We start from the raw sequence: 24,256 nt of genomic DNA on the forward strand, positions 1-24,256 counted from the left end.
GTTTTGGCACGTCCGACGCGACTACGGTGCAATGACCGAGGAGCCCGTCACAGTCGGTGTACTCAGCCTCCACACGAGCAAGGAGTCGAAGGCCATCCTGAACGCCGTCGAGGCGCTCGGGCACGAGGGGGTGTGGCTCCGGGAGGAGAACCTGACCGTCTCCGTCGAGGGCGGCGAGGCGGTCCTCGAGCCCGACGTCGACGTCGTCGCGAACCGGATGTTGCTCTCGAACACCGAGCAACCCTGCGAGCTGCTGGGCATCGCGAGCACGCTGTCGAGTCTGCGCCCGACGCTGAACGAACCCCAGCACGTCATGACCGCGTTCCACAAGTTCGCGACGGCGGCGGCGCTCGCCGAGGCGGGCATTCAGGTGCCGGACGCGCTGCTCGCGCTGGACGCGGACAACCTGAACGAGGCGCGCGGGCGCTTCGGCGACGAGGCGGTCTACAAGACGGCCATCGGGACGCACGGCGGCGGCACGTGGAAGGTGGGCCGCGAGGAGCAGGTCAACCCAGTCGTCGGGGAGCGCTACGCCTTCCTGCAGAGCCTCATCGAGCGCGACGGCGAGAAGCACGCGGACCTCCGGGTCTACGTCGTCAACGGCGAGGTCGTGGCGGCGATGCGCCGCTACGCCCCGGAGAACGACTGGCGGACGAACGTCGCGCTCGGCGGGAGCGTGGAGGCCGTCGAGGACCTCCCCGCGGAGGTCGCGGAGATGGCCGCGGAGTCCGCCGAAGTCGTCGGCCTCGACTATGCGGGCGTCGACATCGTCGAGGGCGAGGACGGCTGGTTCGTCCTCGAGGTGAACCCGACGGCGGGCTTCAAGGGCCTGTTCAAGGCGACAGGCGTCAGCCCCGCGCCCCACATCGCCCGTCTCGCCATCGAGGAAGCCGGCGGCGCCGTCGAGGAGGAGCGTGTCGCGGAGCTCAGCGCACGCTTCGACACCTCGATGCCGAGCGGGATGCCCCGGAAAGCGATGGAGTCCGTCGAACCCAGGCAGGTCGTCGGCTACACCGAGGAAGTCCTCGTCTCGGGGACGAGCGGCACCGAGCGCGTCGTCGCGAAGTCCGACACCGGCGCGTCGCGCACCAGCATCGACACGACGCTCGCCGCGAAAATCGGCGCCGGCCCCATCAAGTCGATGACGAAGGTGAAGTCCGGGAGCGTGAAGTCCGGGAAGTCGCGGCCCGTCGTCGATATCGTCGTCGGCGTCGGCGGCGACCGCCACACCGTCGCGGCCTCCCTTGAGGACCGCTCACACATGGAGTACCCGCTCCTGCTCGGGCGCGACATCCTCGAACACTATCAGGTGGACGTCACGCGGCGCTTCGAGGAGCCCGCGGCGGACGCCGGCGAGCGTGAGGAGGAATAGCTAGATCGGCTCCTCGAAGTAGCAGTAGACGCCGATGGCGGCGGCGACGACGACGGCGACGACGAGCCCCCACGTCCCCTCCTTGCGGAGGAGGAGGAACCAACTGGCGAGGAAGACGGCGCGCCCCAACCAGACGAGGTCGAGGGCGCGGTGGTACCAGCCGTGGAGTTCCCGTTCGTACTCGTCGGCGAGGAAGAAACCGACGACGGCGGCGAGACCGACGGCGGGCACGTAGACGAGGAGTGACGTCTCCACTCACCGACACCCCCGGTCCCGCACGTTCCCATCCATCACGTCGAGGTGACGCACCCCGTCGCACTAAAAGAGGGGCTTCACCGCGGACGCCTACTGGGTCGGAGGATGGCGGGCGTGCCGGCGGCCCTTGAACAGCGAGAGGTCGACGGCGTTCGCCATCGCCTCGTAGCCGGCGTCGCCGGGGTGGAGGTGGTCGCCGCTATCGTACTTCGGGAGCATCCGGTCGGGCCGGTCGGGGTCGCGGATGGCGGCGTCGAAGTCGATGACGCCGTCGAAGACGTCGCTCGTCCTGATGAACTCGTTGACGGCTTCGCGTTTGGCCTCGCCGGCCGCGGAGTCGTAGGCGTCGCCGTAGATGTCGCCGCTCCCGTAGGTCGGCGTGAGCGTCCCCGCGAAGACGTTGATGCCACGGGCGTGGAGTTGGACGGCAATCTGTCGCAGGCCGTCGATGATGGCGTCGGCGCTGACCGCGGGCGGCCGCTGACCGATGTCGTTGATGCCCTCGAGCAGGACGACGTCAGTAACGCCGGGTTGTGCGAGGACGTCGTGGTCGAGTCTGGCGAGTGCGTTGTTCCCGAACGACCCGGAGGCGAGCGAGTCGTGCAGGACGCGGTTCCCGGAGATGCCGGCGTTCACGACCGAGCGGTGGATGTCGTCGCGTTCGGTGAGGCGCCGCGCGAGGTAGTCCGGCCAGGTGTGGTCGGCACCGTCGGTCGAGTTGAAACCGTCGGTGATGGAGTCGCCGAGCGCGACGATGGTGCCGACGTTCTCGCGCGTGACGACGTCGACACCCTTCAGGAAGAACCAGGAGTGGCCGACGCTCGAGAAGCCCGCGCCACCGGTGGCGGCGGCACGGTCGCCGTCGGCGGCGTAGGCGGTGTGGAGCGCGAGCGGGTGGAACGTCGCCGGCCCGGTCGCGTCGGGCGTGTAGAGGCTGACGAGGAGGTCCTGGTCGGCGGCCACGTCGAGGCGGACCGGGTCGCTGTAGGCCTCGGCGCCGGCCGGGACGAGGACGGACTCCTCGCCGCCGAAGGTGAGCGTCCGGGTCGTCCCGGGGACGACGCTCGCGCCAGCGTCGCGGACGCCGACCGTCACCCGGTCGAACGTGACCGGCCGGTCGCCGTACTGGTTGGTAAGGCGGATGCGGACGCCGTCGCCGCCGACGCTCGTGTGGACGACCTGTCGGAGCGTCTGGTCCGAGAAGCCGGTGCTCGACGGCCCGGCGTCGGCCGGTGGAACGGGTGCCGCGCTCCACGTTCCGACGAGGCGTTCGTTCGGCTTGACTGTGTTCGCGTCGTCGGAGTCACCGTCGGACTGTGCTGCGGCGCCGGACCCGACGAGCCCGAGGCCCGTGGCGGCGCCGACCGTCTTGATGAACGAGCGTCGTTCGACCATCGCCTGAGCCATAAACATAACGGATAATAATTTTGTCTAAAGATGGCCTAGAATAGATTTATTAGCCGGGTTGCCGACGAGAAGTCGCACCCGTCGCCGTGCCGAATCGCCGCGCCGTCCCAGTTACTCCTCTGCCTTCCAGACGTAGCGTGTCGCGTAACTCCGGTAGGGCACCCAGCGCTCGGCGTAGTCGCGCATCTCGGCGCGCGTCTCGTGGCCATAGAGGTTCGTCATGCCCTTCCGGACGCCGAGGTCGCCGACGGGGAAGACGTCCTCGCGGCCGAGGGCGAAGAGGAGGAACATGTCGGCGGTCCAGTCGCCGACGCCGTACACCTCGCCGAGTTCGGCGCGCACCTCGTCGTTCGTGTGGTCGGCGAAGTCGCCGTGGTCGATACCCTCGGGATAGCGCTCGGCGAGTTCGCGGAGCGCGCGGACCTTCGTGTCGCTGAGGCCGGCCTCGCGGAGGGCGTCCGGGTCGGCGTCGCGGATGCTCGCCGGTGCGAACTCCACGACGTCGCGCAGACGCTCGCGGACGGCGGCCGCGGATTCGAGCGAGACGGACTGGTTGGTGACGGCGACGACGAGACGCTCGAAGGGGTCGTCGGCGCGCTCGGGGCCGAGTTCACCGTGCGTCTCGTAGAGCGGGCGGAGACCGTCGTCGTTCCGGACGACAGCATAGGGGTCGGTGGTGTCCGAATCGTCCATACCGACGGCAGGCGTTCCGCGCGGCTATGCTTGTCGGACGGTGCGAACACCGTTCCGCCGACCGTGTAGACAGTGGGGTTTGGTACCAGGCCAATCCATCGTGGGCATAACGTTCACGGGGGCAGGTGGCGAGTGTCCGCCATGGACGTCGAGGACATCGAGACAGTCGCGGTTCTCGGTGCCGGCACGATGGGGCACGGCATCGCCGAAGTCGCCGCGCTCGCCGGCTTCGAAGTCGCCCTCCGCGACATCAAGGAGGAGTTCGTACAGGCGGGCTACGAGGAGGTCCGCTGGAGCCTGGAGAAACTCGTCGAGAAGGACGAACTGACCACCGAGGAGGCGGACGCCGCGCTCGAGCGCGTCGACCCCGTCGTCGACCTGGAGGAGGCGGTGGCGGACGCGGACGTCGTCGTCGAGACGGTGCCGGAGAAGGTGGACGTGAAGAAGAACGTCTACCGGGAGGTGAGCCAGTACGTCGCCGAGGACGCACTCATCGCGACGAACACGTCTGCGCTCTCCGTGACGGAGCTCTCGGAGGTCGTCGAGCGCCCGGAGCGCTTCTGCGGGATGCATTTCTTCAACCCGCCGATTCGGATGCAACTCGTGGAGGTGATTCCGGGCGCGCACACCCACGACGAGACGGTCGATGCGGCGATGGAGTTCGCGCGGGCGATGGGGAAGACACCGATTCACGTCAACCACGACACGCCCGGGTTCGTCGTCAATCGCGTCCTCGTCCCGCTGCTGAACGAGGCGGCGTGGATCGTCCATAACGGCGATGCGACGGTCGAGGAGGTCGACTCGACGGCGCGCTACGGCATCGGCCTGCCGAACGGCGCGTTCCGTCTCGCCGACCAGATCGGCCTCGACGTCGCGACGGACGTCCTCGACTATCTCCACGCGGAACTCGGCGCGGCCTACGAGCCTTGCCCGCTCCTCCACGAGCACGTGCAGGCGGGCGACCTCGGGCGGAAGACCGGGCGCGGGTTCTACGACTACGAGGACGAGGATGGGCCGACCATCCCGACGGACGAGGCGCGCGACGACGTCGAGCGCCGCCTGCTCGCGGTGATGGCGAACGAGGCGGCGAAGCTCGTCGGCGACGAGGTGGCGACGCCCGAGGAGATAGACGAAGCGATGATGCTCGGCGCGGGCTTCCCCGAAGGCCCGGCGAAGCTCGCCGATCGCGCGGGCCTCGTCACTCTCTATGAGACGCTCGCGGAACTGCAGGGCGAGACGGACGCGGCGCGCTACGCGCCCGCCGAGGAGCTCGTGCGGCGGGCGGGCGCGGGCGAGAACTTCCACCACGAAATCTCCGAAATCGAGGAGGAAACGGCGTTCAACGACATCACGCTCGACATCCGCGACCGAGTCGGGCACATCACGCTCGACCGCGAGCATCGGATGAACACCATCACGGCCGAACTCCTCGACGAACTCGTGGAGGCCGTCGACGCCCTCGAGGACGACCCGGAGGTCCGGGCGATTCTCGTGACGGGCACGGGCGAGGCGTTCAGCGCGGGCGCGGACGTCCAGCGCATCGCGGGGAACGCGGACGCCGTCGAGGCCGTCGAACTCGCGCGGCAGGGCCAGCAGGCGTTCGCGCGCTTCGAGGAGTGCGAGATGCCGGTCGTCGTCGGCATCGAGGGCTACTGTTACGGCGGCGGGATGGAGCTCGCGGCCTGCGCGGACCTCCGGGTGGCGAGCCACGACTCCGAACTCGGGATGACCCAACACGACATCGGCCTCCTGCCGGGGTGGGGCGGCACCCAGCGCCTCCCGGACATCGTCGGCGAGGGCCGCGCGAAGGAGATGATTCTCACCGCCGAGCGCTATCCACCGGAAGAGATGGCGGACTACGGCTTCCTGAACGAGATCGTGGAGGCGAACCACCTCGAGGAGCGGGCGTTCGAACTCGCGCGCGACCTCGCGGCGGGGCCGCCGATTGCCCAGCGCTACACGAAGCGCGCGATTCGCGCGGGCCGCGAGAGCCGCGAGGCCGGCCTCGAAGCCGAGGCACAGGCGTTCGGCCAGTTGTTGAACACCGAGGACCTCATGGAGGGCATCACGGCGTTCATGGGCGAGCGCGAGCCCGAGTTCGAGGGGAACTGAGCGTCAGTCGGCGCCCGCGACGGCCTCCTCGGGCGCCGCAACGGCCCGCCGGAGCGAGTCGCCCCGAACGAGCAGGCCGAGGACGGCGAGCGCGACGAGGCCGGCGCCGAGGAAGAACGGCGTCTCGACGCCGTAGTGGCCCCCGAGGTAGCCGGAGAGGACGGGCGCGAACGCCGCACCGAACCAGCGCAGGGAGTTGTAGGACGCCGAGGAGACCGAGCGCGAGTAGGGCGAGACGTCGATGGCGAGCGTCGTGAGGACGGCGTTCGCGACGCCGCAGAACAGCCCGGAGAGCACGACGAGCGCGAGCCGACCCTGTGGGCCGACGAGCCCCATCGCGGCGAGCACGCCGACGAACCCGGCGAGCGTCGCACCGATGGTGGTGACGGCGCCGTAGCGCGCGACGAGACGGTGGGAGACGCCGACGGACCCGACGGCGAGGAGCGCGCCCCAGCCGAAGAAGGTGAGGCCGAGACCGACGGCGGAGAGGCCGTGGAGCGTCAGCGGCGTGTACGCGAGGACGACGAAGAAGCCGAACGTGTAGAGCATGCCGACGAGCGCGTTCCCGACGACACCGGGGTCGCGGAGCGCGCCGAGGACGTCCGCGACGGACTGGTCGCGCTCCTCGCCCTCGGGGGAGTCGACGGCGAACAGCGTAATCAGGAGCCCGACGGTCGCCATCGCGGCGGCGGCGTAGAAGGGGTAGCGCCACGAGAGCGACCCGAGGAAGCCCCCGAGGAGCGGGCCGGACGCGATACCCATGCCGAGCGCGCCCTCGAAGAGCGTGATGGAGGAGCCGGTGTCGCCCCGCGAGAGGCCGACGACGATGGCGAGCGCCGTCGTCGTGAAGAGGGCGTTGCCGAGCCCCCAGCCGCCCCGCAGGATTGCGAGCGCCTCGACGTTCGGCGCGAGGCCACAGAGGCCCGCGAAGACGGCGACGAGCGCGACGCCGAGCGCCATCGTCCGCTTGTCGCCGATGCGCGTCGCCACCGCGCCGGAGGCGAGCATCGCGAGCGACATCACGAGGATATAGCTGGTGAAGAGCAGTTCGACCATCGTGTGCGAGGCACCCATCGACTCCGCGATCGTCGGGAGGACGGGGTCGACGACGCCGATACCGAGGAACACGACGAAGGTCGCGAACGCCGCGGCGAGGACGCCGGGCCGGAACCGCCTGAGAGAGGGGAGAATCGTCATCCGTCGGACAGTCGTCCGTGTCGAACAAAGGGCCCGCGGAAACCACCCGCGTTGCCGAGAACGGGGTGGTGACAGGCCACACGGACGCGACGCCGGACGCACGTCGAGAAACCCCTGTGAAGGGGGACCAGTGCTGGTCTGGTTCGACGGGTTTATTATTTCCCCGCCGGAATCAGAGAATGCGCTCGGTTGGTGTAGTCCGGCCAATCATGTTGGCCTTTCGGCAAAATACAGCCGGTTTCGGCCTGAGCTGAACTGGCTGGTTTTGGAAGACAGCCGACGACCAGGGTTCAAATCCCTGACCGAGCATCCATTTCCTCACGACACTACTCGGCGAGCGACGGCCGTGTTCTCGGTATTCACGATTCGTGACCGACAGGGCTTACCGGCGTCGCGGCCCACCCTCGCGTATGTCGTTCGACGAGCTCCCCGAGGGGTGGGTCGTGTGGCACGACGACGGCGGGCGGGCCGTCGTGGTGTTCCGCCCGGACGTCTTCGAGGGCGCAGCCTACGATTCGGCGCACCTTCCGACGCTCTACGTCTCGACGCGCTCCCCGGACGTGCCGATGCGGCGCGGCGACGAACGAACCGACGAGTGGCACGTCGCGTGTACGCTCGAACCGGAAGTCCACGTCGAGGCGCTGGAGTCGAGCCACGAGACGCGCGTGGACGCCGTCGAGGCCGCCGTCGAGGCGGCGCGACGCTTCTCGCGGGGCGACGTCGACTTCGAGGGCGTCTACGCGGCGGCGCCACCACAGGAGTACCTCAGTCGGCTCGCCGAGCTAACGGGCTGACCTCGCCTCCCCGTCGCAGGTCGTACCACGACGTTACTTTCGCCTCGAGGAGGTCGAGCGCCGTTGCCACGGGGAGTATCTCGGTATCCAGCGTGAAGTCTGCGTCCGGCGGGTCCGCTTCGAGCGCGCTGTAGACGGCTTCGACGCCGGCGCGCCCGATGCCGTCGCGCTCCCAGTCGCGCCGGAGGCAGGTGTCGCGGTCGGCGGTGACGTGGACGAGACGGGCGTCCGCAAAGTCACGGAAGCGCTCGCGCCACTCGGGGCGGTGGAAGGTGCCGTCGACGATGCAGTCCCGTGGCTCGCGGGCGCGCTCGTAGAGGCGCTCGTAGGTCCGGGTGCGGTAGGCGTCGGAGTGATAGAGTGCGACGCCGACGCCGCGGCGGGCGAGTCGCCACTGGAGGCGGCGGGCAAGCGTGCTCTTGCCGGCGCCGGGCGGCCCGCAGAGCAGGAGGCGCACGGCGGACATCGGCGCGGCGGGCGCGAAAACCCTGCGGCCGCCGGCGCACGGCGGGCGCGGCGGACGGGACGCTTAACCACGCGGAGGCCGAACGACGATGTATGATTACCCTCCTCGGGACGGCGCTCGCTGAGGTGGGCGCCGAGTTCGTCTATCGTGGCGAGTCGGACGCCTGCGAGGGCTGTCCGTACCGCAAGCAGTGTCTGACGCTCGACGAGGGCGTCCGCTACGAGGTGACGGACGTGCGCGAGGGCGGGCAGACGCTCGACTGCGCGGTCCACGACGACGGCGTCCGCGCCGTCGAGGTCGAGCGCGCCTCGATTACGGCGGCGGTGCCGTCGAAGGGCGCGTACGCGGGGAGCAAGGGGAAGCTCGCAGGGCCGTGTCCGCACGTGGACTGTCCGGGCCACGAATACTGCGTGCCGAAGGGCGCGAGTCAGGACGAAGAGTACCAGATTCGGGAAATCGTCGGCGACCCGCCGCAGGACTACTGCGCGCTCGACCGGGAGTTGACGCTCGTGGAGTTCGCGCCGTCCGAGGGCGACTGACCGATGTTGGGCGCGGGTTCGCCCTCGTAGCCGAACTGGTCCTCGTAGCCGTAGGGCGAGACGAGCACGGGCCAGAAGTCCTCCTCGGCGACGACCGGGTCGCCGTCGGCGGCGGCGAACGTCTCGCCAGCCTCGACTTCGGTGAAGTTCTCGACGAACACCTCGTACTCCTCCGCCTCGGGTTTCGGAATCGGGTCGCCCATCGCGAACGTCGGGAGTTCGCGCGAGACGGTGTCACCGGGGAGCGCGCCGGCGGCGGTGAGGAACTCGCGGGCGAGCGTGTAGGCGTTCTCGGCGGCGGTCTCGGTCCCTTGGAGGCCCGCCTCGACCTCGATGATGTCGGCGTTCGCGGCGAAGAGCCGACCCTGGCCGAAGTCCTCGGTGTCGACGAGCGCCGCGACCGAAAGTTGAGGAACGTACTCCCGGACGTGGTCCTGGCGCCCGTCGGAGACGGCGAAGGGGTCGGCGTGGCTCTGCGTCGAGTGAATGGAGAGCGCTGTCGTCCCCTCGACTTCCTCGGCGAGCGCTTCGGCGACGCGCCGCTCGTGGGCGTCGTCGGGTGTGTCGTCGCCGAACGCCCGGTTCAGGTCGGCATCGACGTACCGGACGCCGTAGTCGAGCGCCAGTTCGTTGGCGACGATGAGCTTCACTGGTCGCTCGACGTCGGGGTCGTCGGCCTCGAGTCGCTCGATGGCGCGCACGCCACATGGCTCGTCGCCGTGGACCCCACCCACGACTGAGAGTTCAGGCGTGCCGTCACCCAACTGGACTACGCGCATTCGGAACCGGCTAGGCGACGGACGCTCAAGTGCGTTCGGGCGTTTCGTTCGTCGCGAGACAGGCTTTATATATCTCTATTTATAATTGACGTGACCGAAACACTCTATAACAATCATGAATGATTCCGAGCTAGCCATACGCATGGTTTCTCAAGACTCGGAATGGACGGGGAGTCGGCGTCGCTACGTGACCACGCTCGGTGCGCTCGGTGCGGCCGGACTCGCGGGCTGTTCGAGTTCCGGCGGCGGTGGGGGCGGCGGCAACGACACCGACGGGGGAAACGAGAGCAACGGCAGCGGCGGTAGTTCCGGCGCGCCGCTCGAACTCCTGCACGGCTGGCTCGGCGGCGACGGCGCGGCCGCCGTGCAGGCGCTCGAACAGGACTTCAAGAACAAGCACCCGGACATGCCGGTCAAGTTCAAGGGTATCGGCGGTGGCGCGAACGTCAGCCTGAACGCCACCATCACGCGCCGTCTGGCGAACAACAACCCGATGAGTTCGTTCGCCAACTGGCCCGGGAAGAACCTCGCGCGCTACGAGGGCGCGCTCTGGGACGTCGAGGAACAGGTCTGGAACGCCGCCGGCCTGAAGGACAAAATCCACGACGCGACCGTCGAGGCGTGTACGGTCAACGGGAAGATGCCGGCCGTCCCGCTCGGCTCCCACCGGATGAACAACCTGTTCTTCAACACGAAGCTCTTCGAGGAGGCGGGCGTCGATGCCTCCTCGCTCGACAGCGTCGATGCGCTCATCAGCGCGCTCGAGAAGGTCAACCAGAACACGGACGCCGCGCCAATGGCGCAGGCGATGAAGGCGCCGTGGACGAACCTCCAGCTGTTCGCCCAGATTCTCACCAGCCAGTCCGGCGTCGAGGCGTACACGAACTTCATCGAGGGGAATCCCGACCGGGCCGCCATCGTCGACGCGCTGGAGTCTCTCAAGACGATTCTGACCAACTACATCAACGACGACTCCTCCTCGATCAGCTTCACGACGGCGAACTCGAAGGTCATCTCCGGGGAGGCCGCCTGTATCCACCAGGGTAACTGGGCGTACGGGATGTACCGCTCCGACGATAGCTTCAACTACAAGGAGGACTGGGACTGGGTGCCCTTCCCGGGGACGGAGGGAATGTACTTCTTCCACCTCGACTCCTTCGTCGTCCCGAAGAACAACCCGACGCCCGAGAAGAGCATCACGTGGATGAAGTACGTCGGCTCGAAGGACGCCCAGATCGCCTACAACAACCCGAAGGGCTCGGTGCCGCTCCGGACCGACGTCGACCCGAACGAGCTCACCGACTTCCTGAAGATGAACTACAACCACCTGCTCTCCGCGGAGCAGCTGCCGCCCACCATCGCACACGGCCTCGCGGTCACGCCCGAGACGCTCGGTGCGTGCAAGAGCGCGTTCGGGAACAACTTCATGGGGCCGTTCAACGTCGAGAAGACCGCTGACGCGCTCGTCGACGCCGTCAGTAGCTAACGCCGTCCTCACCGATTATTTATGGCTACACAGAACACGACAAGCGTCGGGTCGGACTCCGGCGAGGCGTCCCTGTGGACGAAGCTCCGATACGTCCTCAACGGCCAGTTCGTGCGCTCGCTCCCGTTCTGGGGGATTCCGTTCCTCATCATGGGGAGCGCTGTCTACGCCGGTATCGGCTGGAACGTCGCCATCTCCTTCACCGACTACGAGGGGCTGGCGTCCGCGAGCTACGGCCAGCTCGACTTCGAGATGTACAAGCGGGCGTTCCAGAGTGAGACGTTCCAGATGGCGGCCCAGAACACGCTGGTGTTGCTGGTGGTGTTCACCGTCGTCTGTCTCGTCCTCGGCCTCGCGCTCGCCATCCTGCTCGACCGGAACGTCCGCTACTCCGAGTCGATACAGACGATCTACCTGCTGCCGATGGCGCTCTCGTTCGTCGTCACCGCCCAACTCTGGGTGTGGATGTACGACCCGAACAGCGGCATCGTCAACCTCATCGTCACCGGACTCGGGTTTTCCGCGATCGACTTCCTCGGGAACCCGAAGCTCGCGCTCGCGGCGGTCATCTTCGCGCTCGTCTGGCAGTTCAGCGGCTACGCGATGGTCGTCTACCTCGCGGGCCTCCGCTCGATACCCACCTCGCAGTTCGAGGCCGGGATGATCGACGGCGCGAGCACCGCGCGCATCTACTGGCGGGTCATCATCCCGCAGTTGCGCGCGTCCTCGGTGAGCGCCGCCGTCGTCCTCATGGTGTTCGCCCTGAAGGCGTTCACCTTCCTCTACGCGTTGACCGGCGTCTTCCGCCCGCCGACCGGCACCGACATCCTGGCGACGCTAATGGTCCGTCAGGCGTTCAAGTACACGCAGTGGGCGTACGCGGCCGCCATCGCCACGATGCTGCTCATCATGGCGCTCGGCGTCATCGCACCGTACCTCTACTACCAGCACAAGCACGGGAGCCTCTGAGATGTCCGTCTCCACACCCACATCCGACGACGTCGTACAGTGGTACACGAACCTCTCGTGGAAGCGCGCGGCGCTCTACGCGCTCGTCGTCTTCTTCGTCGCGTTCTTCCTCGCGCCCCTGGAGACCGGCGTCATGACGGCGTTCAAGTCGGACGCCGCCGTCTCGCGAACCCTGCCGTTCCTCCCGCCGTTCGGCGACGGGTTCGCGCTCGACAACGCGCAGTTCGCGTGGAACCGGCTCAAGGGCCCGCTCGTCAACTCGCTCGTCATGTCGATCCCGGCGACGATACTCACCGTCATCTTCGCGAGCATGGCGTCCTACGGGCTGACGATGGTCGAATGGCGCGGCCAACTCGCCGTCCTCAGCCTCTTCATCGTCGGCATCTTCGTGCCCTACCAGGCCGTCCTCGTCCCGCTCGCGCGCTTCTGGAACAACATCTTCCCGCTCGGGTCGATGATCAGCTCCTCGGTCGCGGCGTTGCCGTTCTTCACCACGGAGCACGCCGTGCTCGTGCCGCTCATCATCACGCACGTCGCCTACGGCATCCCCATCATCACCATCCTCTTCCGCTCCTACATGCAGACCCTGCCGAGTTCGCTCGTCGAGTCCGCGATGATCGACGGCGCGAGCGTGACGAAGATCTACTACCGCATCATCGTCCCGCTCTGCAAGCCGATGTTCGGCGTGGTCTTCATCTACCAGTTCACCCAGATATACAACGAGTTCCTCTTCTCGCTGACGCTCATCGGGAACGCATCGAGCGAGGCGGCGACAGTGACGCTCGTCCTGCCGGCGCTCGGCGCGTCCATCAGCGGCGTCGACTACGGTATCCGGATGGCCGCGTCGTTCCTCGCCGCGCTCCCGACGCTGATCATCTACGTCGCGTTCGCCGAACAGTTCGCGAAAGGACTCGCTACGGAGGCCTGACACTATGGGAGAAATCAACATCTCGAACCTGACGAAACGCTTCGGTGACGTGACCGCAGTCGACGACTTCGACATCGACATCGAGGACGGCGAGTTCCTCGTGCTCGTCGGCCCGTCGGGCTGTGGGAAGTCCACGACACTGCGCTGTATCGCCGGACTGGAGTCGCCCTCGGAGGGCAACATCTACTTCGACGGTGACGACGTCACCTATCGCGTCCCGCAGAACCGCGACGTCGCGATGGTCTTCCAGGACTACGCGCTCTACCCGCACATGACCGTCCACGACAACATGAAGTTCGGCCTCGAGGAGGAGCCGGACTACACGGACGAGGAGCGCGACGCGCGCGTCGAGGAAGTCGCGGACCTCCTCGACATCTCCGAACTCCTCGACCGCAAGCCCACAGAACTCTCCGGCGGCCAGCAACAGCGGGTCGCGCTCGGTCGCGCCATCGTCCGTGACCCCGCGGTGTTCCTCATGGACGAGCCGCTGTCGAACCTCGACGCGAAGCTCCGCGCGACGATGCGCACGGAGCTCCAGCAGCTCCAGGAGGACCTCGGCGTCACCACCGTCTACGTCACCCACGACCAGACGGGGGCGATGACGATGAGCGACCGGATGGCCGTCATGGACGGGGGCGAACTCCAGCAGGTCGGCGAGCCGCTCGAGCTCTACCACGAGCCGGCGAACCTCTTCGTCGCGGAGTTCCTCGGCGAACCGAACATGAACCACGTCGCGGGCGAGATCGACGGCGAGCGCTTCGTCAGTGAGGAGTTCACCTACGAGTTCGACGCGGACATCCTCGACGCCGTCGGCGACACCGGGGACGTCGTCTTCGGCGTCCGCCCGGAGTCCATCGAGATTCGCGAGGAGCACGCGTCCTCGCCCGGCCCCCACGAGTTCGAGATGACGGTGGACGTCGTCGAGCCGATGGGCAACGAGCACGTCGTCCACCTCGACTTCGGCCGGGAGCGCTCGATGGACGACTCGCTCATCGGCATCGCGGACGGCATGCGCCGCATCGAGGAGGGCGACACCGTCACCGTCCACCTCCCCATCGACGCCGTCCACGTCTTCGACGCCGAGACCGGCGAGGCGCTTCACAACCGCCGCGTCGACTTCTCGGAGAAGTCCGAGGACGGGACGAGTACCGCACGCGTCTGAGGCTCCCGCGGCCCCGGCGATAGCGTTAGGGGCTCGGAGCGGCAATCCGTCGGCGTGAGCGACCACACCCGCGACGACGCCGTCGCCCCGCCCACCACTGGGTCACCGACCGGGTGGGACCGCGAGCGCATGGCGTCGAACGGGTGGGCGCACGGCACGCTCCGGCGAGCGACCCTCCACGGCGTCCGCCTCTACAACGCCGGCGACTACCACGCCGCCCACGACTGTTTCGAGGCGGAGTGGTACAACTACGGCAGCGGCACCACCGAGAGCGCGTTCTGCCACGGGATGGTGCAGGTCGCCGCCGGCGCGTACAAACACGTCGACTTCGACGACCAGGCCGGGTTGCGCTCGCTCTTCGACACCGCACGTCAGTATCTCGCCGGCGTCCCCGACGATTTCTACGGCGTCGACGTCCGGGACGTCCGCGCGACGCTCGCCACCGCACTCCAAGACCCGGGTGAGATCGAGGGCTGGCGCATCACCCTTGACGGCACCCGTCCGGACGCGACAGAGCGAGACTACGCCTACGCCGAGCGCGTCGAGTAGAGCGAAACCGCGTCGTTTAACCCACCGCGCACGTACCCTCAGAGTGCGCGCGAGGGTAGCCAAGCTCGGCCAACGGCGACGGACTCAAGATCCGTTCCTGTAGAGGTTCAAGGGTTCGAATCCCTTCCCTCGCACGTCATGGTGCGGCGACGCACCCATCGTGCGGAAGTCCAGGACGGACTTCCCTCGCACAACCTTCCTACTGACCCACTCGGCGAGCGACGGCGTCGTCGTCTGCGCGGACCCGAACGTTTTCGAGACGGCGGGCGTTCTCTCGGGGTATGGACGAACACGCGCGTGTCGCGGAGGCGGCGGCGACGGCCGGTGCGGAGGTCGCCCTCGGCGGCTTCCGCACGGAGATGGACGTGGAGACGAAGGAGTCGAAGACGGACGTGGTGACGGCGTTCGACCGGGATGCCCAGCGGGCGGTCATCGACATCGTCCGGGAGTCCCACGCGGAGGACGCCATCGTCGGCGAGGAGGAGGACGAACTGAAGGAGATTCCCCAGTCGGGGCCGTGTTGGGTGGTCGACCCCATCGACGGCACGAGCAACTTCGTGACCGGGATTCCGCTGTGGGCGACGAGCGTCGCGGCCGTCGAGGACGGCGAGCCGGTCGCGGCGGCGAACGTCCTGCCGGCGGTGGACGACGTCTACGCGACGGACGGCGAGACGGCGACGCTGAACGGCGAGGAAATTTCGGTGAGCGCGGCGGACGACCCGGAGACGTTCACGGTGGCACCGACGCTCCGGTGGTCGCGCGCGAAGGCCGAGCGCCTCGGGGGGGTGTGCGGCGAAATCGTCGCGAATTACGGCGACCTGCGGCGCTTCGGGAGTGCGCAGGTGACGCTCTCGATGGTGGCGGCGGGCCAGATCGAGGCGGCGGTCTCGGCCGAGGTGAGCAACCCGTGGGACACGGTCGCGGGCGTCGCGCTGATCCGCGCGGCGGGCGGGACGGTGACGGACGTCCACGGTGAGCGCTGGACGTCGACGAGCGAGGGGCTCATCGCGTCGAACGGCGCGGCCCACGACGCGCTCGTGGAGACGGCGCGCACGGCGCTCGACTAGGGCCGGACCGGAATTAGTAAGGGACGTCTCGTCCGTTACTCGGGCATGAGCTTTCCCGAGTCGGACGCGGAGCGAGCGTGGACGGCCGCGCTCGCCGTCGCCGTCGTCGCCCTCGTCGGCGGGTCGCTCGTCTTCCCGGACCGCGTCTACGGCGGGTTCGTCTGGCACTACTTCTGGGGGCCGGTGTACGCCGACGCCCACAGCGCGAGTTGCGCGGTCTGGAACGGCGGCGCACAGACGCTCCTCTACGAGAGCGCGGAGTGCGCGGCAGCCTCGGGCATCGTCGCGGAACCGGGCTACACGCTCGTCTCCGAGGTGGGCTACGCGCTCACGCTCGTCTTCATGCTCACCGGCGTCGTCTTCCTTCTCCGGCGGCTGAACGTCGGCGAGTCCTACAGTTTCCTCTACGCGCTCTTCCCGTTCATGCTGTTCGGCGGGGCGCTCCGCGTCGTCGAGGACGCGAACGACGCCGTCGCGGGCGCGTTCCTCGGCTATCCGCTGAACGCCTTCCTCATCAGCCCGATCATCTACTTCACGGTGTTCTTCCTCACGGTCGCGGCGCTCCTCCTCGCGGTGTGGCTCTCGCGCGCGGGCTACACGGACGGCTACGACCGCCCGCTCTTCGCGTTCGGGACGGCGTTCCTCGTCCTGACGATTGCTTACCTCTGTGTGCTCGTCGTCGTCGACTCGAGCGTCGAATTCCACCCCGTCTTCACGGTGCTGACGTTCGTCATCGCCGGCCTCGTCACCGCCGTCGACTACTGGTTGCTCACGAACTACGCCCCGGACGTCCTCTCCGGGACCCGTTTCGCGGGCATCGTCATCGTCTTCGGGCACGCCGTCGACGGCGCGTCGAACGTCCTCGGCCTCGACTTCGGGAAGGAACTCGGCCTGCAGTACGACCTCTACCCGAAGCACCCCGTGAACAAGTTCGTCGTCGACGTGACGAGTCAGTACCTCCCGACGTCCGTGACGCAGGTGACGGGGAACGCGTGGCCGTTCCTCCTCCTGAAACTCGTCGCCGCGACGTTCGTCATCTCGCTGTTCGACGAACGCATGTACGAGGAGAACCCGCGCTACACGGTCCTCCTCCTCGTCGCGGTGCTCGCCGTCGGCCTCGGTCCGGGCACACGCGACATGCTCCGCGCGACGTTCGGGGTGTAATCCGACTCGGAGAGTCGGACGGAAACGCGAGCGCGTCGCTTCGCGAAACTGCGATTCTTACGGGAACGGGTGGTGGCGTCTGTCCGGTCGCGCCTCGAAGCCCAGTTGTGCTGGCACGTCGCGTGCGCGCTCGCCGAAGTAGGCGTCGCCGAAGAAGAGCGGTTGGGCCCCGGGCACGAGTACGCGGACGGCGCGGAAGCCGACGCTCGCGACGTCCCGCGTGGTGAGGTCGCTCGCGTAGGCGCCGAGGCCGGCGTCGGCGAGCCGGTCGAGCACCGCGTCGAGTTCGGCGGTGCCGGTCGGCGGGTCGGCAGGGCCGACGTCCGCGAGCGCCACCGTCGCGTCGGCGTCGATGAAGTCACGTGCCTCCCGGGGGAAGTCGGCGTACTCGCCGATGGCGCCCTGCTCGCGTGTCGCGCGCTCGCGGCCCATGTCCCGGAGTTCGACCCAGTTCTGGACGGCCTCGCAGAGCGCGCCCCGGGCGGCGTCGGCGGCGTCGAGGCTCGCGGCGCTCCCGAGTGCGAACTGCGGCCAGTCGCCCTCGCGATGGACGGCGACGGCCACCACGGGCACGTCGACGTCCTGCGTGCAGAGGAGCGCGGTCACGTCCAGCCCCTCCGCGCCCGCGCGGCGCGCGAGCGTCCGGTATGCGTCGTCGGCGACGTCGAGTTCGAGCGGCTCGAACGTCGAGTACCACGCGAGCATCGTCGCGTCGCGCTCGACCGTCTCGTAGAGCCCGGAGAGGAGGGCTTGGGTCGGGTCGTTCCCGAGGCCGAGGCCGGTCGTGAGCGCGGGACGGTGTGTCTCCTCGGGCGGTGGGAAGTGGACGAACTCCGCGGGAAGGAGGGCGTCCTCACGGGTCGTGAGGTCCACGCCGGACACCCAGCGGAGCGTCGCCTCGGGGTCGACGTTCGGCGCGTCGTCGGGGCGGACGAACGCCTCGGGGGAGAGCGCGTCCGGGTGCGTGGGTTTCGCCACCTCGAAGTCCTGTCCACGGTAGACGGCCGCACAGTAGCGTTCGAGGCCCTCGCCGGCGGCCTTCACGAAGGCGTCGTCCCAGTCGAGGCCGACGCCCGCCGCGAGGCCCTGACTGCTCGCCTCACCCACGACGCCGGTGTCGGCGGTGGTCGCCATGTAGTAGGGTGCGGGGTAGGTCTCGCGCTCGCCGATTTCGGTGACGATGCCCGTCCGAGCGTCGACGGCGGCCTCGGCCTTCGCGACGGCGTCGTCGAGTGTCGTCTCCTCATGGGCTCGACCGGGGTCGCCGTAGCGTTCGTGGGTCCCGCAGTCGCAGAACGGCACGGGCGTGAACGCGTGCTCGGCGTGGGGGACTTCGACGGCGATGCCGGCGAGCGATGGGTCCTCGAGGAGGTCGAGCGCGCGCTTCCCGGCGAGCGCGCCGGCGTAGCGGACGCTGGAGCGCGCGGCGCTCGGGTCCTCGGCGGTGTCGGGCCCGGTCGCCGCGACGCGTTGGTGGAGGCAGGCGAAACAGCCCGAGTCGGGAGAGAAGGCGGAGACAGCGGCGTCGACCGCGTCGAGGGCGTGGCCGCCGAGGCCGCCGACTTCGAGGGCGACCCACGGGGTGTCGCCGACGCGGGCGCGCTCGTTCGCGGTGAGGAAGCCCTCGTTGCCGGCGAGGCCGACGACGACGGCGACGTCCGCTTCGGTGACGGCGGCGAGGTCCGTGCCGGCCGACTCGAAGTCGGCGTCCGCGAACGCGTCACGGGCGGCGTCGGCGGCCGCACCGCTCCCGACGACGGCGTAGGTGCGTGGCATGGCTAGCACTCACTGGGCAGGAGCGCGCCAAAAAACGGGTGGATGTGGTGCGACGAGTTAGCGGAGGATGGTCTGCGCGACGTTCGCCAGCTCGGACGGCGGGGCGTCCTGCAGGCGGTCGTCGGCGAGCTTGAGACGCAGGCGCGGGCGGCCGACGTCGATGGGGACCTTCTCGGTGTCGATGAGGCCCATGTCCTCGAGCTTCGTCTTCGTGCGGCTGAAGGTCGCCTTCGAGGCGATGCCGACGTCCTCGCCCCACTTCGAGATGTCGTAGAGGAGGACGCGGTTTTTCGCCGCGACGAGGAGGCTCACGGTGACCTCGTCGAGGCCGTCGCCGTCGCCACGGGCCGTCTCCATCGAGGCCATGACGTCGTCGAAGTCACCCTCGACTTCGGGGCTGATTTCCTCGTCGAGCGTCTGGCGGACCCGCGAGATGGCGGGCGTGCGGAGCGTGTACTCCTCCGCGTCGTCCCAGTCGCCCTCGACGGCGCCGAGCGCCACGGGGACGAACTCCGCATCGTCGGTGACGAGGCCGGCGGTCTGGTCGCCCGCGGTGACGAGCGCGACGACGCGGTCGTCGGTGACGAGGAGCGAGGAGCGCGAGAGGTCGTCCGCCGTACGGAGCGTGAGTACGTCGTTCTCGATGAGGTCGGCGGTGTTGCTCGCGACGAGGAAGTCGTCCATGACGTCCTTCAGCAGTCGGTCGTCGGCGAGCAGCCGCGTCTCCGGGAGCGGGCCCTCGAAGTGGGTGGCCGCGTCGACGAAGCTCTCGATGGCGTCCGCCGACGGGTTGACCACGAAGAGCTCGTCGGGTTCGTCGTCGAAGACCTCCCCCAGGATGTCCTCGACGCTGGTTCCGAGTAGATTCGCTGTCATGCCTGTCTACGACTAAGACTTCCCGACATATATAATTTTATCCTATAGACTATGAACTGAACATCCGGGACCGCTGTATAATCGGTCTTGACGGGCTAGCACGCCGTTAGACGATACGGCCTTCGCGCAGCATCGAGAGCACCTCGTCCGACCAGTAGAACTCGCCCTCGTAGATTGTCGGGACCTCGACGTGTTCGAGGAGCGAGCAGGTGTCGTCCCACGAGAGTTCCACCGTCGTCTCGTTCCCGCAGAGGCGGAAGGCCTCCTCGCCGGGCGCGAACACCTGATAGGTGGCGCCGTGTGACCACGGCGACCCCGCCTCGTAGGTCACCTCGAAACGCCCGGTTTCGAGGCGTTCGACCGTGAGCGTCGCCGGGATGTAGGCGTCGGACTGCGTGACGACCTGCGTGCCGTCGCCGACGACGGCGTAGTCCTTACCCATCATGATGCGCCGGCGCGCGAGCCGAATCGCGCGCTCGATGCTGAAGCCGTTGACGAGCATCCGCGCGAACGCCGTCCCGACCTTCGCCGCCTGCTCGTCGAGCACCTTGCGGAACGTTACCGCGCCCGCGACGCTCCCCTTCTCCACGAGGTCGAGTCCCTCGTAGTAGGAGCCACAGGCGTTCAGGAAGAAGGTCTGGGCGTTCGACTCGTCGATGTCCGAAATCGAGAGGTTGCCGTCCGCACAGCGCAGTCCCTCCACCTCACAGTGGCCGATGTAGTGGACGAAGTCGTTCGGCTGTGCGAACAGCTCCGCGAGCTCGTCGCACGTCAAGTCCTCGACGAGCGTCAGGTCCATCGGGACGTCCTCGGCGCGCTCCCGGTAGATTTCGGCGACCCGGGAGTGCTCGCCCGACATCTCGGCGTCGTTCAACACGACGGTGACGGAGATGGTGTCGTCGTCCGCGCCGAGGTAGGAGAGCTTGTTCTCGTAGGCCGCCGGGCGCGTCTTGAAGACGTCGATGGGGGTGCCGTCGGCCATCCAGCCGTGGACGCGGCCGCGCCGGAGTCGCGGTTTCACCATGTCGATGCTCGCGATGGGGCCGGGCGCCTCCCGGTAGAAGTCGTCGAGCGAGCGCTCCATCAGCTCCTTGCCCTCGAGCGCCGCTGTCTCCGGCGGGTAGACGTGCGAGAGTCGATTGAGGAGGAAGGGGAGCGACTGGGCGTGCTCGAAGGACGGCTCGACGTACATCGCGAGGTGCCAGTCCGGCAGCTCCGACTTTACGAGGTTGTACGGGACGTTGAGGTAGGTCTGGAGGCGCTCGCCGATGGACTGGTCGTAGACGGCCTCGGCATCGATGTCGAGGCGCTCGAGCAACTCGGACTCCTCGACGGTCATCCCGTGTGGGCCGCTCCCGCGAACGAGCGCGTCCAGCCAGAACAGCCGTTCGACGAGTTCCGGCACCTGCTCAACGGGGTCGATGAAGTCGTGGCGCACCCCCAACTCGTCGACGCGGACGTGCGGGGAAGCGCCCGCCTCGACGTGGACGTCCGCGGAGAGGTAGAACGCGAGCGGCGAGGCGACGAACAGCGTCTGCATGTCGTCCGGCAGGACGAGCTCGACGCCGGTGTCGGGCATCTGTTCGGCGACGGAGTCGGGGACATGGGTCTCCTCGCCGAACTCGACTGTCGGCGGGTGGCGACGCATCGTCTGGAAGGTCCGGTCGGGCGTCGTCGTCCGGTGGGCGGCGCCGAACGTCGAGAGGGCCGTCGCGAGGCCCTCGGTGGTCTTCGGGACGGTGACCGTCTCCGTGGGTGCGCGGACGAAACTCCGGAACCCGATGGTGACGGAGCGTTTGAACGGGAAGGACACCTCGACCTCGTAGCGGTCGCCGTGGCGCACGACGGTGGCGGGGCCGTCGAAGCGCACGTAGGCCTTGATGCTGGCGTCGATGTCGAGGACGTAGGTGCCGGTATCGAGCGAGAGGCGGTCGCGGTCGGCGCCGATTTCGTAGGACTCGCCGCTGTCCACCTCCAGAATGGAGACGAACATCGACGGGAGGACGAAGGAGCTGACCGTGCCGGTGGCTGTGGCGTCGACAGGCTGTGAGATGGTGCGGGGGACCCCACCGGACTGCCAGTCGGGTGCGCGCACGACTAACTCGCGTTTCGCACTGTCGACCGCACGGACACCGTCGTCAGTCACCTCCCACTCGATCACGCGGTGTGGGACTACAGGGACGGCGCATATATTTCTGTCGAGGACGGCCCGTGATTTAGTACGCTTCGTGAGCCAGTGACATTATGCCGACGGCGGTTTCGGCCGGAGTCAGGTGGGTTTAAGCTTGCCGCGGGGCCTGTCTGTAGCATGAGCTACGACCGGGTTCGGGCAGCGGACGAGGAGGTCGCCGACGCGCTCGTCGGCGAGCGCGAGCGGCAGAACGACACCCTCGCGATGATCGCGAGCGAGAACCACGTCAGTGAGGCCGTCCTCGAAGCCCAGGGGAGCGAACTCACGAACAAGTACGCCGAGGGCTACCCCGGCGAGCGCTACTACGGCGGCTGTGAGTACGCCGACGAGGTCGAGGAACTCGCCATCGAGCGCGCGAAGGAGCTCTGGGGCGCCGAGCACGTCAACGTCCAGCCCCACTCGGGCTCCTCCGCGAACATGGGCGTCTACTTCGCCGTCCTCGAACCCGGCGACAAGATTCTCAGTCTCGATTTGACCCACGGTGGGCACCTCTCGCACGGTCACTCCGTCAACTTCGCGGGCAAACTCTACGAGGTCCAGCACTACGAGGTCGACGAGGAGACGGGCCGCATCGACTACAACGACCTCGCGAGCATCGCCGAGGAGTTCCAGCCGGACATGATCGTCTCCGGCTTCTCCGCCTACCCCCGGCAGGTCGACTGGGAGGCCATCCAGGAGGCCGCCGACCGCGTCGGCGCCTACCACATGGCGGACATCGCGCACATCACCGGCCTCGTCGCCGCTGGCGAACACCCCTCGCCGGTTGGCGTCGCCGACTTCGTCACCGGCTCGACCCACAAGACGATTCGCGCGGGTCGCGGCGGCATCATCATGTGCGCTGATGAGTACGCGGACGCCATCGACACCGCCGTCTTCCCCGGCGCGCAGGGCGGCCCGCTCATGCACAACGTCGCCGGCAAGGCCGTCGGCTTCGGCGAGGCCCTCGAACCCGAGTTCAAGGAGTACGCCGCGCAGGTCGTGAAGAACGCCGAAGTGCTCGGCGAGACCCTCAAGGAGAACGGCTTCTCGCTCGTCTCCGGCGGGACGGACACCCACCTCGTCCTCGCAGACCTTCGCGAGTCCCACCCGGACACCACCGGTGGCGAGGCCGAGGAAGCCCTTGAGGAGGTCGGCATCGTCCTCAACGGCAACACCGTCCCCGGCGAGACGCGCTCGGCGTTCAACCCGTCGGGCATCCGTGCGGGCACGCCCGCGCTCACGACGCGTGGCTTCGAGGAGGAGGAGATGCGGAAAGTCGGCGACCTCATCACGCGCGTCGTCGACAACATCGGCGACGAGGAGGTCTACGCGGAGGTCGCCGCCGAAGTGCAGGAACTCTGCGACGACCACCCGCTGTACGAGTAGACGCGGCCCCTCACTTCGTTCGGGCCCGCGACGTAACGAGCGCGAAGTCGCTGGCGCGACTGAGACGCGAGCAGACGCGACGACTTCGTCGTCGCGGAGAAAGAGCGCGAGCACCGCGAGACGCGACTAGACGCGCTCTGAGTACCGCGAAAGGCGGTACCGAACGTTTTCCTGCGGTTTTCGCCGTTCTCCGGTCGACGCCGGCCTGTGGCGTGACGCCTCGACAGCAGGTGCTCCGTGACGGGCGGGGAACGGACGCGACCGGTGGAGAGGTGCGGGGTTAGTCGCGCCGGTGGACGAGGAGCGCGCCGGCGGCGAGTGCGACGAGGGCGAGGCCGGCGTCGACGCCGGGACTCCCGCCGCTCGTCGTGGACTGCGTGGTCGTGCTCGCGGCTGTAGTGGACGTTGTGGCCTGCGTCGTCGTGCTGGTCGTGGACGTGTCGGACGCGGTGGTGCTCGTCGTGGTCGTGTTGGTGGTGTCGCTGCTGCTGGCGCTCCCGGACTCGCCGCCGGTACCGCCACCGGTACCGCCGAGGCCGCCGCCGGTGCCGCCGACGCCGCCGGTGCTACCCGACCCGCGCTCGACGGTGATGGTGCCGGCGTCCGTCGCGGGGTTCATGTCGTTCCCGTTGTCGTTCTGAATGGGCGAAGGCGTCGCGGTGAGTGTCGTTTCGCCGCTGGCGTTCCCCTGCACGGTGACGGTGGCGATGGGGACGCTTGTCGAGTCGTTCTGGTAGTTCTTGTTGACGTCGACGGCTTTCACCCACGCCGTCGTGCCGTCCGCGCTGACGCCCGACTGTTTGAGCTGGTACTCCCCTTCGGGGGAGGCGGACGTGATGGCGGCGACCGTGCCGTTCTCCACGGTGAAGGTGACGTTGAACCCGCTGACGCCGTTGGGGGCGCGCGTCAGCGTGACGTCGACGGTGGTCGTCTCGCCGGGCGAGGTGGTGCCGTTCTCGACGGTGAGCGTCGGTGCTTGCTGGGCGGTGGCGGGCGTCGCCACGGCGCCGAACGCGATGGCGGCGAGGACGACGGACAGGGCGACGGCGCACGCGCCGAACGCGCGGACGCCGGAGAGCCGTACTGGGGCGGATGTCATCGACAGCCAC

Annotated in this window: 22 protein-coding genes and 2 tRNA genes; 14 read left to right on the plus strand and 10 right to left on the minus strand. The window is 68.3% G+C overall.

What is annotated here, in order from left to right; genetic code table 11:
- Positions 1 to 31 precede the first annotated feature (31 nt).
- Positions 32 to 1,372, plus strand: coding sequence for a RimK family alpha-L-glutamate ligase (locus tag ACQUS8_RS00455; RefSeq protein ID WP_435095288.1), 1,341 nt, complete (start codon positions 32 to 34; stop codon positions 1,370 to 1,372).
- On the opposite strand, the gene ACQUS8_RS00460 is transcribed toward ACQUS8_RS00455, so the two are convergent.
- The 3 genes from ACQUS8_RS00460 to ACQUS8_RS00470 form a co-directional block, all read right to left on the minus strand.
- A complete protein-coding gene (locus tag ACQUS8_RS00460; protein ID WP_435095291.1) occupies positions 1,373 to 1,627 on the minus strand; it encodes a hypothetical protein in 255 nt (84 codons plus the stop codon).
- A 90-nt stretch (positions 1,628 to 1,717) separates the two neighbouring features.
- A complete protein-coding gene (locus tag ACQUS8_RS00465) occupies positions 1,718 to 3,022 on the minus strand; it encodes an SGNH/GDSL hydrolase family protein (RefSeq protein ID WP_435095294.1) in 1,305 nt (434 codons plus the stop codon).
- Between the two features lie 123 nt (positions 3,023 to 3,145).
- A complete protein-coding gene (locus tag ACQUS8_RS00470; protein ID WP_435095297.1) occupies positions 3,146 to 3,727 on the minus strand; it encodes a DNA-3-methyladenine glycosylase family protein in 582 nt (193 codons plus the stop codon).
- A gap of 141 nt (positions 3,728 to 3,868) precedes the next feature.
- Between ACQUS8_RS00470 and ACQUS8_RS00475 the strand changes: the two genes are divergently transcribed.
- Positions 3,869 to 5,839: a 3-hydroxyacyl-CoA dehydrogenase NAD-binding domain-containing protein gene (locus ACQUS8_RS00475; RefSeq protein WP_435095300.1), complete on the plus strand. Its 1,971-nt coding sequence runs from the start codon at positions 3,869 to 3,871 to the stop codon at positions 5,837 to 5,839.
- 3 nt (positions 5,840 to 5,842) lie between these two features.
- On the opposite strand, the gene ACQUS8_RS00480 is transcribed toward ACQUS8_RS00475, so the two are convergent.
- Positions 5,843 to 7,036, minus strand: a complete 1,194-nt coding sequence (locus tag ACQUS8_RS00480; RefSeq protein ID WP_435095303.1) for an MFS transporter — start codon at positions 7,034 to 7,036, stop codon at positions 5,843 to 5,845.
- 183 nt (positions 7,037 to 7,219) lie between these two features.
- On the opposite strand from ACQUS8_RS00480, the gene ACQUS8_RS00485 reads away from it, so the two are divergent.
- Both ACQUS8_RS00485 and ACQUS8_RS00490 read left to right on the plus strand, forming a co-directional pair.
- Positions 7,220 to 7,345: transfer RNA gene (locus ACQUS8_RS00485), tRNA-Glu, on the plus strand.
- A 101-nt stretch (positions 7,346 to 7,446) separates the two neighbouring features.
- Complete coding sequence (locus tag ACQUS8_RS00490; RefSeq protein ID WP_435095306.1) at positions 7,447 to 7,830, plus strand: DUF5820 family protein; 384 nt, start codon at positions 7,447 to 7,449, stop codon at positions 7,828 to 7,830.
- On the opposite strand, the gene ACQUS8_RS00495 is transcribed toward ACQUS8_RS00490, so the two are convergent.
- A complete protein-coding gene (locus tag ACQUS8_RS00495; RefSeq protein WP_435095309.1) occupies positions 7,802 to 8,296 on the minus strand; it encodes an AAA family ATPase in 495 nt (164 codons plus the stop codon). The genes ACQUS8_RS00490 and ACQUS8_RS00495 overlap by 29 nt on opposite strands.
- A gap of 92 nt (positions 8,297 to 8,388) precedes the next feature.
- Between ACQUS8_RS00495 and ACQUS8_RS00500 the strand changes: the two genes are divergently transcribed.
- Positions 8,389 to 8,835 (plus strand): UPF0179 family protein, encoded by a 447-nt coding sequence (locus tag ACQUS8_RS00500; RefSeq protein WP_435095312.1) that lies wholly within the window; start codon positions 8,389 to 8,391, stop codon positions 8,833 to 8,835.
- Here ACQUS8_RS00500 and ACQUS8_RS00505 read toward each other — a convergent pair.
- On the minus strand, positions 8,775 to 9,614 hold the full coding sequence (locus ACQUS8_RS00505; protein ID WP_435095314.1) for a succinylglutamate desuccinylase: 840 nt from the start codon (positions 9,612 to 9,614) through the stop codon (positions 8,775 to 8,777). The genes ACQUS8_RS00500 and ACQUS8_RS00505 overlap by 61 nt on opposite strands.
- Positions 9,615 to 9,756: 142 nt before the next feature.
- Here ACQUS8_RS00505 and ACQUS8_RS00510 point away from each other — a divergent pair, with 142 nt between their 5' ends.
- The 8 genes from ACQUS8_RS00510 to ACQUS8_RS00545 all read left to right on the plus strand — a co-directional run bounded on the left by ACQUS8_RS00510 (position 9,757) and on the right by ACQUS8_RS00545 (position 16,939).
- Positions 9,757 to 11,100, plus strand: a complete 1,344-nt coding sequence (locus tag ACQUS8_RS00510; RefSeq protein WP_435095317.1) for an ABC transporter substrate-binding protein — start codon at positions 9,757 to 9,759, stop codon at positions 11,098 to 11,100.
- Positions 11,101 to 11,121: 21 nt separating this feature from the next.
- Entirely contained in the window at positions 11,122 to 12,069 is a 948-nt protein-coding gene (locus tag ACQUS8_RS00515; protein ID WP_435095320.1) for a carbohydrate ABC transporter permease, read from the plus strand.
- Position 12,070: 1 nt separating this feature from the next.
- A complete protein-coding gene (locus tag ACQUS8_RS00520; protein ID WP_435095323.1) occupies positions 12,071 to 12,997 on the plus strand; it encodes a carbohydrate ABC transporter permease in 927 nt (308 codons plus the stop codon).
- Between the two features lie 4 nt (positions 12,998 to 13,001).
- Complete coding sequence (locus ACQUS8_RS00525) at positions 13,002 to 14,159, plus strand: ABC transporter ATP-binding protein (RefSeq protein WP_435095326.1); 1,158 nt, start codon at positions 13,002 to 13,004, stop codon at positions 14,157 to 14,159.
- Positions 14,160 to 14,213: 54 nt separating this feature from the next.
- Positions 14,214 to 14,708 carry a DUF309 domain-containing protein gene (locus ACQUS8_RS00530; protein ID WP_435095330.1) on the plus strand — a complete coding sequence of 165 codons (495 nt, stop codon included), beginning with the start codon at positions 14,214 to 14,216 and terminating at the stop codon, positions 14,706 to 14,708.
- Positions 14,709 to 14,757: 49 nt separating this feature from the next.
- Positions 14,758 to 14,842 (plus strand) — tRNA-Leu (locus ACQUS8_RS00535).
- 147 nt (positions 14,843 to 14,989) lie between these two features.
- On the plus strand, positions 14,990 to 15,775 hold the full coding sequence (locus tag ACQUS8_RS00540) for an inositol monophosphatase family protein (protein ID WP_435095333.1): 786 nt from the start codon (positions 14,990 to 14,992) through the stop codon (positions 15,773 to 15,775).
- A 45-nt stretch (positions 15,776 to 15,820) separates the two neighbouring features.
- On the plus strand, positions 15,821 to 16,939 hold the full coding sequence (locus ACQUS8_RS00545; RefSeq protein ID WP_435095336.1) for a DUF63 family protein: 1,119 nt from the start codon (positions 15,821 to 15,823) through the stop codon (positions 16,937 to 16,939).
- Between the two features lie 57 nt (positions 16,940 to 16,996).
- Here the strand turns inward: ACQUS8_RS00545 and ACQUS8_RS00550 are convergent, their stop codons facing one another.
- The 3 genes from ACQUS8_RS00550 to ACQUS8_RS00560 form a co-directional block, all read right to left on the minus strand.
- Positions 16,997 to 18,715, minus strand: coding sequence for a YcaO-like family protein (locus ACQUS8_RS00550; protein WP_435095339.1), 1,719 nt, complete (start codon positions 18,713 to 18,715; stop codon positions 16,997 to 16,999).
- A gap of 57 nt (positions 18,716 to 18,772) precedes the next feature.
- The gene (tbsP, locus tag ACQUS8_RS00555) at positions 18,773 to 19,591 is read right to left on the minus strand and encodes a transcriptional regulator TbsP (protein ID WP_435095342.1); all 819 of its coding nucleotides are present in this window, start codon (positions 19,589 to 19,591) and stop codon (positions 18,773 to 18,775) included.
- Positions 19,592 to 19,697: 106 nt separating this feature from the next.
- Positions 19,698 to 21,752 carry a hypothetical protein gene (locus ACQUS8_RS00560; RefSeq protein ID WP_435095345.1) on the minus strand — a complete coding sequence of 685 codons (2,055 nt, stop codon included), beginning with the start codon at positions 21,750 to 21,752 and terminating at the stop codon, positions 19,698 to 19,700.
- 147 nt (positions 21,753 to 21,899) lie between these two features.
- On the opposite strand from ACQUS8_RS00560, the gene glyA reads away from it, so the two are divergent.
- The gene (glyA, locus tag ACQUS8_RS00565) at positions 21,900 to 23,147 is read left to right on the plus strand and encodes a serine hydroxymethyltransferase (protein WP_435095348.1); all 1,248 of its coding nucleotides are present in this window, start codon (positions 21,900 to 21,902) and stop codon (positions 23,145 to 23,147) included.
- A gap of 280 nt (positions 23,148 to 23,427) precedes the next feature.
- Here the strand turns inward: glyA and ACQUS8_RS00570 are convergent, their stop codons facing one another.
- Positions 23,428 to 24,246 carry a hypothetical protein gene (locus ACQUS8_RS00570; protein ID WP_435095351.1) on the minus strand — a complete coding sequence of 273 codons (819 nt, stop codon included), beginning with the start codon at positions 24,244 to 24,246 and terminating at the stop codon, positions 23,428 to 23,430.
- Between the last annotated feature and the right edge of the window lie 10 nt (positions 24,247 to 24,256).

The sequence above is a fragment of the Halarchaeum sp. P4 genome, from assembly GCF_051195175.1.
Lineage (GTDB): Archaea > Halobacteriota > Halobacteria > Halobacteriales > Halobacteriaceae > Halarchaeum.

Bases quoted from the DNA above. Each gene is read 5' to 3' on its own strand.
- ACQUS8_RS00505 (WP_435095314.1), bottom strand. From the start codon at position 9,614: ATGCGCGTAGTCCAGTTGGGTGACGGCACGCCTGAACTCTCAGTCGTG.
- ACQUS8_RS00475 (WP_435095300.1), top strand. From the start codon at position 3,869: ATGGACGTCGAGGACATCGAGACAGTCGCGGTTCTCGGTGCCGGCACG.
- ACQUS8_RS00520 (WP_435095323.1), top strand. From the start codon at position 12,071: ATGTCCGTCTCCACACCCACATCCGACGACGTCGTACAGTGGTACACG.
- ACQUS8_RS00500 (WP_435095312.1), top strand. From the start codon at position 8,389: ATGATTACCCTCCTCGGGACGGCGCTCGCTGAGGTGGGCGCCGAGTTC.
- tbsP (WP_435095342.1), bottom strand. From the start codon at position 19,591: ATGACAGCGAATCTACTCGGAACCAGCGTCGAGGACATCCTGGGGGAG.
- ACQUS8_RS00540 (WP_435095333.1), top strand. From the start codon at position 14,990: ATGGACGAACACGCGCGTGTCGCGGAGGCGGCGGCGACGGCCGGTGCG.
- ACQUS8_RS00495 (WP_435095309.1), bottom strand. From the start codon at position 8,296: ATGTCCGCCGTGCGCCTCCTGCTCTGCGGGCCGCCCGGCGCCGGCAAG.
- ACQUS8_RS00550 (WP_435095339.1), bottom strand. From the start codon at position 18,715: ATGCCACGCACCTACGCCGTCGTCGGGAGCGGTGCGGCCGCCGACGCC.
- ACQUS8_RS00480 (WP_435095303.1), bottom strand. From the start codon at position 7,036: ATGACGATTCTCCCCTCTCTCAGGCGGTTCCGGCCCGGCGTCCTCGCC.
- ACQUS8_RS00490 (WP_435095306.1), top strand. From the start codon at position 7,447: ATGTCGTTCGACGAGCTCCCCGAGGGGTGGGTCGTGTGGCACGACGAC.
- ACQUS8_RS00510 (WP_435095317.1), top strand. From the start codon at position 9,757: ATGGTTTCTCAAGACTCGGAATGGACGGGGAGTCGGCGTCGCTACGTG.
- ACQUS8_RS00525 (WP_435095326.1), top strand. From the start codon at position 13,002: ATGGGAGAAATCAACATCTCGAACCTGACGAAACGCTTCGGTGACGTG.
- ACQUS8_RS00470 (WP_435095297.1), bottom strand. From the start codon at position 3,727: ATGGACGATTCGGACACCACCGACCCCTATGCTGTCGTCCGGAACGAC.
- ACQUS8_RS00465 (WP_435095294.1), bottom strand. From the start codon at position 3,022: ATGGTCGAACGACGCTCGTTCATCAAGACGGTCGGCGCCGCCACGGGC.
- ACQUS8_RS00545 (WP_435095336.1), top strand. From the start codon at position 15,821: ATGAGCTTTCCCGAGTCGGACGCGGAGCGAGCGTGGACGGCCGCGCTC.
- ACQUS8_RS00515 (WP_435095320.1), top strand. From the start codon at position 11,122: ATGGCTACACAGAACACGACAAGCGTCGGGTCGGACTCCGGCGAGGCG.
- ACQUS8_RS00455 (WP_435095288.1), top strand. From the start codon at position 32: ATGACCGAGGAGCCCGTCACAGTCGGTGTACTCAGCCTCCACACGAGC.
- glyA (WP_435095348.1), top strand. From the start codon at position 21,900: ATGAGCTACGACCGGGTTCGGGCAGCGGACGAGGAGGTCGCCGACGCG.
- ACQUS8_RS00570 (WP_435095351.1), bottom strand. From the start codon at position 24,246: ATGACATCCGCCCCAGTACGGCTCTCCGGCGTCCGCGCGTTCGGCGCG.